This window comes from Streptomyces sp. NPDC107498, from assembly GCF_055582805.1.
In genome coordinates, this window is record NZ_JBVJPE010000014.1 from 43,401 (window position 1) to 56,707 (window position 13,307).

At 73.6% G+C, this 13,307-nt stretch carries 11 protein-coding genes; 8 read left to right on the forward strand and 3 right to left on the reverse strand.

Features of this window, described 5'->3' with window-relative positions:
* Nucleotides 1-66: 66 nt before the first annotated feature.
* The gene (locus ACZ66Z_RS23840) at nucleotides 67-1,299 is read left to right on the forward strand and encodes an arginine deiminase (protein ID WP_469937074.1); all 1,233 of its coding nucleotides are present in this window, start codon (nucleotides 67-69) and stop codon (nucleotides 1,297-1,299) included.
* Nucleotides 1,300-1,466: 167 nt separating this feature from the next.
* Complete coding sequence (argF, locus tag ACZ66Z_RS23845; RefSeq protein ID WP_469937076.1) at nucleotides 1,467-2,480, forward strand: ornithine carbamoyltransferase; 1,014 nt, start codon at nucleotides 1,467-1,469, stop codon at nucleotides 2,478-2,480.
* Nucleotides 2,481-2,548: 68 nt separating this feature from the next.
* Here argF and ACZ66Z_RS23850 read toward each other — a convergent pair whose 3' ends face one another.
* Complete coding sequence (locus ACZ66Z_RS23850) at nucleotides 2,549-3,016, reverse strand: ATP-binding protein (RefSeq protein WP_469937078.1); 468 nt, start codon at nucleotides 3,014-3,016, stop codon at nucleotides 2,549-2,551.
* Nucleotides 3,017-3,279: 263 nt separating this feature from the next.
* Here ACZ66Z_RS23850 and ACZ66Z_RS23855 point away from each other — a divergent pair, with 263 nt between their 5' ends.
* The 3 genes from ACZ66Z_RS23855 (at nucleotide 3,280) to ACZ66Z_RS23865 (ending at nucleotide 6,921) form a co-directional block, all read left to right on the forward strand.
* On the forward strand, nucleotides 3,280-4,107 hold the full coding sequence (locus tag ACZ66Z_RS23855; protein ID WP_469937080.1) for an enoyl-CoA hydratase family protein: 828 nt from the start codon (nucleotides 3,280-3,282) through the stop codon (nucleotides 4,105-4,107).
* On the forward strand, nucleotides 4,104-6,368 hold the full coding sequence (locus tag ACZ66Z_RS23860) for a bifunctional salicylyl-CoA 5-hydroxylase/oxidoreductase (RefSeq protein ID WP_469937323.1): 2,265 nt from the start codon (nucleotides 4,104-4,106) through the stop codon (nucleotides 6,366-6,368). The genes ACZ66Z_RS23855 and ACZ66Z_RS23860 overlap by 4 nt, the downstream gene beginning before the upstream one ends.
* A 76-nt stretch (nucleotides 6,369-6,444) precedes the next feature.
* Nucleotides 6,445-6,921, forward strand: a complete 477-nt coding sequence (locus tag ACZ66Z_RS23865) for an anthrone oxygenase family protein (RefSeq protein WP_469937082.1) — start codon at nucleotides 6,445-6,447, stop codon at nucleotides 6,919-6,921.
* Here the strand turns inward: ACZ66Z_RS23865 and ACZ66Z_RS23870 are convergent.
* A complete protein-coding gene (locus tag ACZ66Z_RS23870) occupies nucleotides 6,918-7,742 on the reverse strand; it encodes a PaaX family transcriptional regulator (protein WP_469937084.1) in 825 nt (274 codons plus the stop codon). The two genes, ACZ66Z_RS23865 and ACZ66Z_RS23870, sit on opposite strands and share 4 nt — an antisense overlap.
* Before the next feature lie 37 nt (nucleotides 7,743-7,779).
* Nucleotides 7,780-9,402, reverse strand: coding sequence for an AMP-binding protein (locus tag ACZ66Z_RS23875; protein WP_469937325.1), 1,623 nt, complete (start codon nucleotides 9,400-9,402; stop codon nucleotides 7,780-7,782).
* A gap of 114 nt (nucleotides 9,403-9,516) precedes the next feature.
* On the opposite strand from ACZ66Z_RS23875, the gene ACZ66Z_RS23880 reads away from it, so the two are divergent.
* The 3 genes from ACZ66Z_RS23880 to ACZ66Z_RS23890 all read left to right on the forward strand — a co-directional run bounded on the left by ACZ66Z_RS23880 (nucleotide 9,517) and on the right by ACZ66Z_RS23890 (nucleotide 12,798).
* Nucleotides 9,517-10,743 carry an acyl-CoA dehydrogenase family protein gene (locus ACZ66Z_RS23880; protein ID WP_469937086.1) on the forward strand — a complete coding sequence of 409 codons (1,227 nt, stop codon included), beginning with the start codon at nucleotides 9,517-9,519 and terminating at the stop codon, nucleotides 10,741-10,743.
* Nucleotides 10,740-11,153, forward strand: coding sequence for a RidA family protein (locus ACZ66Z_RS23885; protein ID WP_469937088.1), 414 nt, complete (start codon nucleotides 10,740-10,742; stop codon nucleotides 11,151-11,153). The genes ACZ66Z_RS23880 and ACZ66Z_RS23885 overlap by 4 nt, the downstream gene beginning before the upstream one ends.
* A gap of 91 nt (nucleotides 11,154-11,244) precedes the next feature.
* Nucleotides 11,245-12,798: an MFS transporter gene (locus tag ACZ66Z_RS23890; RefSeq protein WP_469937090.1), complete on the forward strand. Its 1,554-nt coding sequence runs from the start codon at nucleotides 11,245-11,247 to the stop codon at nucleotides 12,796-12,798.
* The last annotated feature ends 509 nt before the right edge of the window (nucleotides 12,799-13,307 follow it).

The window sequence follows — 13,307 nt, forward strand, 5'->3', positions numbered from 1 at the left end:
GAGGGGAGCCGGGGAGAGCACGGCGAAAGGCGGGCCGGGGCCGCCCGGCTCCGTCAGGATGGACGCATGGGATTCCATGTCGACTCCGAGACCGGGCGGCTGCGCCGCGTCATCCTGCACCGGCCCGATCTGGAGCTGAAGCGGCTCACTCCGTCCAACAAGGACGCCCTCCTCTTCGACGACGTGCTGTGGGTGCGGCGGGCCCGGCAGGAGCACGACGGCTTCGCCGACGTGCTGCGCGACCGGGGGGTGGAGGTGCACCTCTTCGGCGACCTGCTGCGCGAGGCCCTGGAGGTGCCGACGGCCCGCGCGCTGGTCCTCGACCGGGTCTTCGACGAGAAGGAGTACGGGCCGCTCGCCGCCGACCACCTCCGCGCGGCCTTCGACTCGCTGGACGCGGCCGCGCTCGGCGAGGCGCTCGTCGGCGGGATGACGAAGCGGGAGTTCCTGGCGGCGCACCGGGAGCCGACCTCGGTCCGCTTCCACACCATGGACCTGGACGACTTCCTCCTCGGCCCGCTGCCGAACCACCTGTTCACCCGGGACACCTCGGCCTGGATCTACGACGGCGTGTCCATCAACGCCATGCGCTGGCCGGCGCGGCAGCGGGAGACGGTGCACTTCGAGGCGATCTACAAGCACCATCCGCTGTTCACGGGCGCGGAGGCGGGTCCCTTCCACCACTGGTCGGAGGGGCAGGCGGACTATCCGTCGACGATCGAGGGCGGGGACGTCCTGGTCATCGGCAACGGCGCGGTGCTGATCGGGATGAGCGAGCGGACGACGCCGCAGGCGGTGGAGATGCTGGCGCGGGGGATGTTCGCGGCGGGCTCGGCGCGCGCGATCGTCGCCCTGGACATGCCGAAGCGACGGGCGTTCATGCACCTGGACACGGTGATGACCATGGTCGACCAGGACACCTTCACGCAGTACGCGGGCCTCGGCATGCTCCGTTCGTACACGATCGAGCCGGGGGACGCGGGGCAGTCCCTCCGGGTCACCGACCATCCGCCGGAGCGGATGCACCACGCCATCGCGGCGGCCCTCGGGCTCCAGGACATCCGGGTGCTCACGGCGACCCAGGACGTGCACGCGGCCGAGCGCGAGCAGTGGGACGACGGGTGCAACGTGCTGGCCGTGGAGCCGGGGGTGGTCGTCGCGTACGAGCGGAACGTCACGACGAACACGCACCTGCGCAAGCAGGGCATCGAGGTGATCGAGATCCCCGGCAGCGAGCTGGGGCGGGGGCGGGGCGGCCCGCGCTGCATGAGCTGCCCGGTGGAGCGGGACGCCTCCTGAGGAGCACGGCCGGGGCCCACGGCCGGGGCGCCGCCCGAGGAGTACGGGCCGGGCCGTCCGAGGGGCGAAGGTCACGGGAGAGGGGGCTGTATAGAAATGTTGGGCTGCGTATACACTTCCAGAGTCCCGACCGTCGTCCCCCGACCGTACCCACAGGAGCGCGTCCCATGGCCACAGACCTCATCGGCCGCCACTTCCTCAAGGAGCTGGACTTCACCGCCGAGGAGTTCCGCGGCCTGATCGCGCTCGCCGCCGAGCTCAAGGCCGCCAAGAAGGCGGGCACCGAGGTGCAGCGGCTGCGCGGCAGGAACGTCGCCCTGATCTTCGAGAAGACCTCGACCCGCACCCGCTGCGCCTTCGAGGTCGCCGCCGCCGACCAGGGCGCCTCCACCACCTACCTCGACCCCTCGGGCTCCCAGATCGGCCACAAGGAGTCGGTCAAGGACACCGCCCGCGTCCTCGGCCGGATGTTCGACGGCATCGAGTACCGCGGGGACAGCCAGGCCGCGGTCGAGGAGCTCGCCGCCTTCGCGGGCGTGCCGGTCTTCAACGGGCTCACCGACGACTGGCACCCCACCCAGATGCTGGCCGACGTGCTCACCATGACCGAGCACACGGACAAGCCGCTCGAAGAGGTCGCCTTCGCCTACCTGGGCGACGCCCGCTTCAACATGGGCAACTCCTACCTGGTCACCGGCGCCCTGCTCGGCATGGACGTCCGGATCGTCGCCCCCGAGGCGTACTGGCCGGCCGAGGACGTCGTCGCCGCGGCCCGCAAGCTCGCCGAGACCAGCGGCGCCAGGATCACGCTCACCGAGGACGTGTCCGAGGGCGTCGCGGGCGCCGACTTCGTCGTCACCGACGTCTGGGTCTCGATGGGCGAGCCCAAGGAGGTCTGGGACGAGCGGATCGCCGCCCTCGCCCCGTACGCGGTGACGATGGACGTGCTGCGCGCCACGGGGAACCCGGACGTCAAGTTCCTGCACTGTCTGCCCGCCTTCCACGACCTGGGCACGGCGGTCGGCCGGGACATCCACGCCCGGCACGGCCTGACCGAGCTGGAGGTCTCGGACGAGGTCTTCGAGTCGGTGCACTCGGTCGTCTTCGACGAGGCCGAGAACCGGATGCACACCATCAAGGCGGTGCTGGTCGCGACGCTGGGCCGCCCGGCGGGGGAGTAGCACCTCCCTCCCGTCCGGCGGGGACGACACCTCCCTCCCGCCGCGCGAAGGGGCGGCGCCCCCGCCCGTCAGCTCGCCCGGCGTCGCCGCTGGGCCGGTATCCCCGGGAGCGTGAACCAGACCGCCTTGCCGTGCGCGGTGGGGCGGTGGCCGCAGTCGCTGCTGAGCGCCCGGAGCAGGAGGAGGCCGCGGCCGTGCTCCTGCCAGGGGTCGACCCCGACCGCCGGGTCGGGGCAGACGAGGTCGCCGGGGCGGGCGGGTCGGGAGTCGTGGACCTCGATCCGGCAGCCGCCCGGCGCGGGGAGCAGTTCGACGACCAGCTCGATGGGGCCGGTGCCGGCGGTGTGCTCGACGGCGTTGGCGACGAGCTCCGCGGTGAGGAGCTCCGCCGTGTCGCCGTCGGGGCGGCCCCCGGCCCCGGGGGCGGCGTCGGTGAAGGCGGTGCGGACGAGGGCGCGGGCGATCGGCACGGCGGCGGTGGTGTGGGGCAGCCGGACGCGCCAGGAGGCGACCGGTCCGGTGGTGGTTTCGAGCATGTGCGGCGGGCTCCCTTCACCGTCGGGGCGGGCGGGGGCGGACGGGACGAACGGGTGGGGCGCCCCGAGACGTCCTGGTTTCAACCTTACGAGGTGCAAAATCCGTTTCCCAGGGCACCCCCGCCCTCGTGGCGGGGACCTCGGTCATCGGCCGTCCGGGACCTTGAGGGGGGTCGGCTCCGCACCCCCCGGCCTTATCGCGCACTCGTGACGACAGTCACAGTACGGTGATACCCTCCTCGCGGAGGAAGGAGGCCCCTCGAATGAGCCCCTTTACCGGCTCCGCGCCCCGCACGGCACGCTGGCAGCACCTGCACCTCGACATCGACCAGGGCGTGGCCACCGTCACCCTGGCCCGCCCCGCGAAACTCAACGCCCTCACCTTCGGCGCCTACGCCGACCTGCGCGACCTCCTCGCCGAGCTCTCCCGCGAGCGTGCCGTCCGCGCCCTCGTCCTCGGCGGCGAAGGCCGCGGCTTCTGCTCGGGCGGCGACGTCGACGAGATCATCGGCGCCACCCTCGCCCTCGACACCGCCCGGCTCCTCGACTTCAACCGGATGACCGGCCAGGTGGTCCGCGCCCTCCGGGAATGCCCCTTCCCCGTCGTCGCGGCCCTCCACGGCGTCGCCGCCGGCGCCGGAGCCGTCCTCGCGCTCGCCGCCGACTTCCGGATCGCCGACCCCACCACCCGCTTCTCCTTCCTCTTCACCCGGGTCGGCCTCTCCGGCGGCGACATGGGCGCCGCCTACCTGCTGCCCCGGGTCGTCGGACTCGGCCACGCCACCCGTCTCCTCATGCTGGGCGAGCCCGTCCACGCCGCCGAGGCCGAGCGCATCGGCCTGCTCAGCGAACTCACCGAGGAGGGCGCGGCGGGGGAGCGGGCCGCAGCCCTCGCCCGCCGCCTCGCGGACGGCCCCGCCCTCGCCCTCGCCCAGACCAAGGCCCTGCTCACCGCCGAGCTCGACATGCCGCTCGCCGCCGCCGTCGAACTGGACGCGGCCACCCAGGCGCTCCTGATGAACGGCGAGGACTACGCCGAGTTCCACGCCGCCTTCACCGGGAAACGCCCCCCGAAGTGGCGGGGGTGCTGACCGTGCCCGGCCGGGGCCCCCGGAGCGTCGCCGTCGTCGGCGGCGGGCCCGGCGGGCTCTACGCCGCCGCGCTCCTCGTCCGGCAGGACCCGGCCCGCGAGGTCACCGTCTGGGAGCGGAACGCCCCCTCCGACACCTTCGGCTTCGGCGTCGTCCTCTCCGACGAGACCCTCGGCGGCATCCGGGACGCCGACCCCGTCGTGTACGGGGCGCTCCGCGACGAGCTCGTCCGCTGGGACGACATCGACGTCGTCCACCGGGGCCACCGCACCACCTCCACCGGCCACGGCTTCGCCGCCCTCGGCCGCCGCCGGCTCCTGGAGATCCTGCACGCCCGCTGCGCCGAACTCGGCGTACGGCTCCGCTTCCGCACCGAGGCCCCGCCCGCCGCCGTCCTCGCCGCCGAGCACGACCTGGTCGTCGCCGCCGACGGGGTCCACAGCCGCACCCGCGAGACCCACGCCGCGCACTTCCGGCCCCGGATCACCACCCACCGCTGCCGTTACATCTGGCTGGCCGCCGACTTCCCCTTCGAGGCCTTCCGCTTCGACATCGCCGAGACCGAGCACGGCGTGATGCAGCTCCACGCCTACCCCTTCTCCAGCGGATCCTCCACCGTCATCGTCGAGATGCGCGAAGAGGTCTGGCGGGCCGCCGGCTTCCACGAGCTCGACGAGGCCGAGTCCACCGCCCGCTGCGCCAAGGTCTTCGCCGAGGCGCTCGGCGGCCGGGAGCTCCGCTCGAACGCCTCCGCCTGGACCGCCTTCCGCACCGTCGCCAACGCCCGCTGGTCGTACGGCAACACCGTGCTCATCGGCGACGCCGCCCACACCGCCCACTTCTCCATCGGCTCCGGCACCAAACTGGCCGTCGAGGACGCCGTCGCCCTCGTCGCCGCCGTCGGCGCCCACCCGGACCTCGACGAGGCGCTGAGCGCGTACGAGACGGAGCGCCGTCCCGTCGTCGAGTCCACCCAGCGCGCGGCCGGCGCCAGCCTCCGCTGGTTCGAGGAGCTCGCCGGGCACGTCGACCGCCCGCCCCGCCGCTTCGCCTTCGACCTGCTCACCCGCAGCCGCCGCGTCACCCACGCCAACCTGCGGCTGCGCGACCCCGCCTTCACCGCCGCCGTGGAGGAGGACTTCGGCTGTCCGCCCGGCACCCCGCCCATGTTCACCCCCTTCCGGCTGCGCGGACTGACCCTGCGGAACCGGGTCGTCGTCTCGCCCATGGACCTGTACGTCGCCGAGGACGGCGTCCCCGGCGACTTCCACCTCGTCCACCTCGGCTCCAGGGCCCTGGGCGGCGCCGGGCTCGTCATGACCGAGATGGTCTGCGTGAGCCCCGAGGGCCGCATCACCCCCGGCTGCACCGGCCTCTGGACCGACGACCAGGCCGCCGCCTGGGCCCGGATCGCCGACTTCGTCCACACCTCGGCGCCCGGCACCGCGCTGGGCGTCCAGCTCGGCCACTCGGGCCGCAAGGGCTCCACCCGCCGCATGTGGGAGGGCATCGACCAGCCCCTCCCGGAGGGCAACTGGCCGCTCGTCGCCGCCTCGCCCCTCCCGTACCGCCCCGGCGTCAACCAGACCCCGGCCGCCCTCGACCGCGCCGGACTCACCGCCGTGCGCGAGCAGTTCACCGCCGCCGCCCGCCGGGCCGCCCGCAGCGGCTTCGACCTCCTCGAACTGCACTGCGCCCACGGCTACCTGCTCTCCGGCTTCCTCTCCCCGCTCACCAACCACCGCACCGACGCCTACGGCGGCGACCTCACGGCCCGGCTCCGCTACCCCCTCGAAGTCTTCGACGCGGTGCGCGAGGCCTGGCCGGCCGACCGGCCCGTGACCGTCCGCGTCTCGGCCACCGACTGGGCCGAGGGCGGCACGACCGCCGCCGACGCGGTCGCGATCGCCCGCGCCTTCGCGGACCACGGCGCCGACGCGATCGACGTCTCCACCGGGCAGGTCGTCCCCGACGAGGAGCCCGCCTACGGCCGCTCGTACCAGACCCCGTACGCCGACCGCATCCGCAACGAGCTCGGCGTCCCGGTGATCGCGGTCGGCGCGATCTCCTCCTGGGACGACGTCAACTCCCTGCTCCTCGCGGGCCGCGCCGACCTCTGCGCTCTCGCCCGTCCGCACCTCTACGACCCGCACTGGACCCTGCACGCGGCGGCCGAACAGGGGTACGCGGGCCCGGCCGCCCCCTGGCCCGCCCCGTACCGCGCGGGCAGCCGCCGCCCGCCCACCGGCCGCCGGGACTGAGGACCCCGGACGCTCGCGCATGCGGGTGCGACGCGTGACCATGGTCCGCCCGCCGCCCCCGCCCTCGAACGGGGGCATGACGCAGAACAGGGGCGGGAAGGGCGCCGGGGTGGTCCCCGGCGCGGCGACGGTGGCGACCGGACTGGTCGCGGGGATGTGGTTCGCGTACGTCTGCCCGGTGATGCCGGCGCTGGCGCGCAGCGACGACCGGGTCCACGTCGAGGTGATGCGGAACATCGACGACGTGATCCAGAACCCGGTGTTCCTCACCCCGTTCTTCGGGGTGCCGGTCCTCACCGCGGTGGCCGCCCGGCAGCACCGCGCCGGCCGGGCCCGGCTCTGGACGCTCGCCGGATTCGTCCTCGGCGTGGCGGTCCTCGTGGTCACCTCGGCGGCGAACGTGCCGCTCGACGACGCCCTCGCCGCGACCCGGGACCCGTCCGCCGCCCGGGCCGCCTTCGAGACGCCGTGGGTGGCGTGGAACCTCGTCCGCGCGGTCCTGGGCACAGCGGGCCTCGCCTGCCTGGTGCGGGCCCTGGCCGTACGGTCCTAGGGAGTGTCCGACAGGACCGGGGCCACGTACTGCGCGCCCCGGTCCCGCAGCAGCTCGTGCAGGGCCGCGAAGACCTCCGCCGAGCGGCGGCCCGGCCAGTCGTCCGGCAGGAGCTCCGCCGGGAGCACCGGGTCCGCGTAGGGCAGCCGGCGCCAGGAGTCCAGGGCGAGGAGGTAGTCCCGGTAGGCGTCCCCGGCGCCCGCCGGGGCCGCCCGCCAGGCCCGCAGGACCGGCTCGTGCGCCGCGAGGAACGCCTCGTGGAGCCCGGCGATCGCCGGCAGGTCCCACCAGCGGGCCACCGCCTCGGCCGTCGCCGCGTACCCCAGGTGGTCGCCGCGGAAGAGGTCCACGTACGGGGAGAGCTCCAGGCGCTCCAGGGCGTTCCGGGTCTCCTCGTGCAGTCGGGCGGGTGCGATCCAGACGCCCGGCGCCGCCGTGCCGAAGCCCAGCCGGGCGAGCCGGGAGCGCAGCAGGTGCCGCTTGTGCCGCTCGGCCTCGGGCACCGAGAAGACGGCCAGGACCCAGCCCTCGGACAGCTTCGGCTCCGTACGGGCGTAGATCCGGCGGTCGCCGTCGTCCAGGAGCCGCCGGGCGTCCTCCGAGAGGGCGTATCCGGCGGCGCCGCCCGCCGTCCGGCCCGGCAGCAGCAGACCGCGCCGCTTGAGCCGCGACACCGAGGAACGCACCGAGGGGGCGTCGACGCCGAGCGCGCCGAGCAGCCGGACGAGCGCGGCCACCGGCACCGGCGACCCGTCGGACGCACGGCCGTAGGCGCCGTAGAAGGAGACGATCAGGGACCGGGGGGTGTGCTGCTCGACCACGTGATCACTTTAGGGGGTGGTGGACACGTCATGCCGGTCACGCCGGGGCCCGCAGCAGGAAGCGCTGGAGCTTGCCCGTCGCCGTGCGCGGCAGCGCGTCGAGGAAGACGATCTCCCGGGGCGATTTGTACGGGGCGATGCGGGCGCGGACGAAGGCCCGCAGCGCGGCGGCGGTGCTCGCGTCGCGCGGCACCCCGTCCCGCACCACCGTGTACGCCACGACGACCTGGCCGCGCAGTTCGTCCGGGCGGCCGACCACCGCCGTCTCCACCACGTCGGGGTGGTCGAGGAGGACCTCCTCGACCTGGGGCCCGGCGATGTTGTAGCCGGCCGAGATGATCATGTCGTCGGCCCGTGAGACGTAGCGGAACCAGCCGTCGGGCTCGCGGACGTACGTGTCGCCCGTGAGGTTCCAGCCGTCCCGCACGTACTCCTCCTGGCGGGGGTCGGCCAGATAGCGGCAGCCCACCGGGCCGCGCACCGCGAGCAGCCCCTCCTCGCCGTCCGGGACGCCCTTGCCGTCGCGGTCGACGATCCTGGCCTGCCAGCCGGGCACGGGGCGGCCCGTGGTGCCGGGGCGGATGTCGCCGTCGGCGGCGGAGATGAAGATGTGCAGCAGCTCGGTGGCGCCGATGCCGTTGATCAGGCGCAGCCCGGTCCGCGCGTACCAGGCCGTCCAGGTCGCCTCCGGCAGGTTCTCGCCGGCCGAGACGCAGCGGCGCAGCGAGGCCACCTCCGGGGCGGTGCCCTGGGTCAGCTCCTCCAGCATGACCCGGTAGGCCGTCGGGGCGGTGAAGAGCACCGTCACCCGGTGCCGCTCGATCGCCGCGAGCAGCTGTTTGGGCCCGGCCTGTTCGAGGAGGACCGCGCTCGCCCCGGCCCGCAGGGGGAAGACGACGAGCCCGCCGAGGCCGAAGGTGAAGGCGAGCGGCGGCGAACCGGCGAAGACGTCGTCGGGCAGCGGGCGCAGGACGTGCGCGGAGAAGGTGTCGGCGACGGCCAGGACGTCCCGGTGGAAGTGGACGCAGCCCTTGGGCCGCCCGGTCGTGCCGGAGGTGAAGGCGATCAGGGCCACGTCGTCGGCGGCGGTCTCCACCGCCTCGTACGGGCCGGGGTGGCGGTCGGCGAGGCCCAGCAGGTCGTCCGGTCCGTCCCCGCCGAAGGGGGTGATCCGCAGCCCGGGTATCCGGGCCGCGAGGAGCTCGTCGAGCGCCCGGGCGTCGCAGAGCGCGTGGGTGCACCGGGCGGCTTCGGCCATCACGGCCAGTTCGGGGGCCCGCTGCTGGGCCAGGACGGTGACGGCGACGCCGCCGGCCTTCATCACGGCGAGCCAGCAGGCGGCGAGCCAGGGGGTGGTGGGGCCGCGCAGGAGGACCCGGTTGCCGGGCAGCACCCGCAGGTCGGTGGTGAGGACGTGGGCGATGCGGTCCACCCGGTCGCGCAGCTCCCCGTAGCTCCAGACCCCGCCCTCGCCGTCGTGGAAGGCGGGCCGGTCGGCGCCGAACCGCTCCACCGTGCGGTCGAGGAGTTCCGCGCCGCAGTTGAGCCGGTCGGGGTAGCGGAGCTCGGGAAGGTCGAAGACGAGGCGCGGCCAGCGATCGGACGGCGGCAGCCGGTCACGGGCGAAGGTGTCGAGGTGGGCCGAGGGCGTCAGCTCCATGAGTCCGTCCCCCTGTCGTGGTGGGGTCGTCCATCGCTCCACGAGCGTATCGTGTCGGTGACGACAGTCAACGGTTCGCGACAAGGGCGCCGGAGGGCGTCGGAGAGGGCCCACATGCCCGCATTCTCGCTCGATCCGGCCCAGACCACCTGGTGTGCGGAGCTCAGCGCCCTCGCCGCCGAGCGCCTCAAGCCCCTCGCCGACCGGGGCGAACCCGGCAGGGTCAACCGCCCCCTCGTCGCCGCCCTCGGCGAGCTCGGCCTCCTCGCCCGCCTCTTCGAGGCCGGTGCCCTCGACCTCTGCCTCCTGCGCGAATCCCTCGCCCGCACCTGCACCGAGGCCGAGACCGCCCTCGCCCTCCAGGGCCTCGGCACCCACCCCGTCGCCGCCTTCGGCACCCCCGCCCAGCGCGCCCGCTGGCTCCCCGAGGCCACCGCCGGACGCGCCGTCGCCGCCTTCGCCCTCTCCGAGCCGGACGCCGGCTCCGACGCCGCCGCCCTCGCCCTCGACGCCGTCCCCGACGGACGCGGCGGCTGGCGCCTGCACGGCGAGAAGCGCTGGATCTCCAACGCTCCCGAGGCCGACTTCGCCACCGTCTTCGCCCGCACCACCCGGGGCGCCGGAGCCCGCGGCGTCACCGCCTTCCTCGTCCCCGCCGACCGACCGGGCCTCGGCGGGGAGCCGCTCGACATGCTCGCCCCGCACGCCCTCGGCACCCTCACCTTCGACGGCGTCCCCGTCGGCCCCGAGGACCTCCTCGGCGCGCCGGACCGGGGCTTCCGCGTCGCCATGAACACCCTCAACCTCTTCCGGCCCAGCGTCGGCGCCTTCGCCGTCGGCATGGCCCAGGCCGCCCTCGACGCGGCCCTCGCCCACACCGCCGCCCGCCCCGCCTTCGGCGGCGTCCTCGCCGACCTCCAGGCCGTCTCGCACCGCGTCGCCGAGATGGCGACCCGGACCGAGGCCGCCCGCCTCCTGGTGTACGCGGCGGCCGTGGCGTACGACGAGGGCGACCCCGACGTCCCCCGCCGCTCCGCCATGGCCAAGCTCCTCGCCACCGAGACCGCCCAGTACGTCGTCGACGCCGCCGTCCAGCTGCACGGCGCCCTCGCCCTCCAGCGCGGCCACCTCCTGGAACACCTCTACCGGGAGGTCCGCGCACCCCGGATCTACGAGGGCGCGACGGAGGTGCAGCGCACGATCATCGCGAAGGAGCTGTACGCGAAGGCGCCGCCCGGCGAGGCGCCGTCCACCGAGGTGCCTCCCACCGAGGCGTCGTCCGGCGGGCAACGGCCCGCGGAGGGCCCGTACGCCCTGAAGTCGAAGGGGGCCACCGCATGAGCCTGCACCGCCACAACCCCGCCGAACTCTCCCCGCCCACCGGCTTCTCCCACGCCGTCACCGCCACCGGAACCCGGCTCGTCTTCCTCGCCGGACAGACCGCCCTCGACACCGAGGGCGAAGTGGTGGGGGAGGGCCTCACCGAGCAGTTCACCACCGCCCTCGCCCATCTGCTCACCGCCCTGCGGCACGCCGGCGGCACCCCCGCCGACCTCGCCCGCGTCACCGTCTACACCACCGACGTCCCCGGCTACCGCGACCACGCGCACGAACTGGGACGGATCTGGCGCCGGTTGGCGGGCCGCGACTACCCGGCGATGGCCGTCATCGGAGTCGTACGCCTCTGGGACGAGCAGGCCCTGGTGGAGCTCGACGGCTTCGCGGTCCTCGACGAACCCGCGCCCGCTTGATCAACTGGTCACCCCCGCGGACCGGGCTTAGGGTCGAAAGGTGGACTGACCGGCCCACGGCTCACTCACCAGGCGAGGTCCGAGGCGCCACATGAGTACACCCAAGCCGACGACACCTGAACAGACCGCCACCCCGAAGAAGGGGGGTGACGGCAAGGGCATCGCCCTCTTCGTGATCGCCTCCTGTCAGCTGATGGTCGTCCTCGACATCACCATCGTGAACATCGCGCTCCCGCACATCCAGACGGCGCTGGACTTCTCGACCACCAGCCTGTCCTGGGTCGTCAACGCCTACACCCTGACCTTCGGCGGCCTGCTGCTCCTCGGCGGGCGCACCGGCGACATCCTGGGCCGACGACGCGTCTTCATCTTCGGCGTGCTGCTCTTCGGACTCGCCTCCCTCTTCTGCGGGCTCGCGCAGAGCGAGTGGCAACTCCTCGCGGCCCGGGCGCTCCAGGGCGTCGGCGGCGCGATAGCCTCGCCGACCTCGCTCTCCCTCATCACCACGACGTTCGACGAAGGCCCGGAACGCAACCGGGCCTTCGGCGTCTTCGCGGGCGTCTCGGCCGGTGGCGGCGCGATCGGACTGGTGGCCGGCGGCATGCTCGTCCAATGGCTCGACTGGCGCTGGATCTTCTTCGTCAACGTCCCGATCGCCCTGCTGATCGCGCTGCTCACCCCGCGCCACGTCAAGGAGTCCGCGCGGCACCCCGGCCACTTCGACCTCGCCGGCGCGCTGACCTCGACGCTCGGCATGGTGGCGCTGGTGTACGGGTTCATCCGGGCCGCGCAGGAAGGCTGGAGCGACCCCTACACGATCGGCTCGTTCGCCGCCGCGGTCGTCCTCCTGGTCGCGTTCGTCCTCATCGAGCGGCGCTCCCAGCAACCCATCACGCCCCTGCACATGTTCGCCGACCGCAACCGCTCGGGCACCTACGTCATCATGCTCTGCCTGGCGGCGGCCATCTTCGGGATGTTCTTCTTCCTCACCCTCTTCGTGCAGCAGGTGCTGGGCTTCAGCCCCCTGACGACGGGCCTCGCGTTCCTGCCGGTCAGCGCGATCATCGCGGTCGGCGCCGGCCTCACGTCCAACCTGCTGCCCCGGTACGGCCCGAAGCCCTTCATGGTGACGGGCTCGGTGCTCGCCGCGGCCGGCCTGTCCTGGCTGACGCTCACCGACGTGAACTCCACCTACGCGGGCAGCATCCTCGGACCGATCCTCGTCTTCGGCCTCGGCATGGGCCTGATGTTCGTCTCGCTGACCATCATGGCGCTGTCGAACGTCGAACAACGGGAATCCGGCGCCGCGTCCGGCCTGCTGAACGCCATGCAACAGGTGGGCGGTTCGCTCGGCCTGTCGATCCTGGTGACCGTCTTCGGCACGGCCAGCCGCAACGAGGCGGACAAGCAGGTCCCCGCCTTCCTCTCCCAGGCCGGCCCGCTGGAGAAGGCCCAGTTCGCCAGGACCGGCCAGCTCCCACCGCCGTGGAGCGACCAGGTCCTCACCTCCGGCGTCTCCGCGGGCTTCGTCACGGCGGCGATCTTCGCCGTCGTCGGAGCCCTGGTCGCCCTCTTCGTGATCCAGGTCCGCGCCTCCGACATCGAACGGCTCAAGGGCGGCGCCGTGATGCCGGGCGCCGGCTGAGCCCTCCGCCACGGCGTCGGGGCGGGACGCAGCGTGGCGCACGCCCACTCGTGACGGGGGGCGTCGGGCGGCGCCCGGCTTCAGACGGACGGTCCCGTACTGCGGGCCCTCGACCGTCCTGCCCGGCTCGGCATCCTGGAAGCAGACCGTCCGCTCGTCCACGCCCGGGACCGTGGTCCCCGCACCCCACCCGAACAGTCGTGCCCGGATTTCGGGCACATGGCAACCGCCCTGTGGGGAGCAATTCTGCCGCGCCGCTCCGAATGGTCGAAGCAGCAGGCAAATTTCCCTTTTCCACGCTGCGGAAAAGCCGCCTGACACATCCCGCTCTGGGGGGCGAGTGTCACTGATGGGGTGTGCTGCCATGACATGTCCGCCTTCGGCATCACCGCAGGTCAAGGCGGCGTCAACGCGGTTTGCTCCGCTACGTGTTGGCGTATTCTCACCGTGTTGATCACGTCATTCGCGGCGCCTTCTGAGCAATGCCGCGAAGAATTGTGAAGGGAATG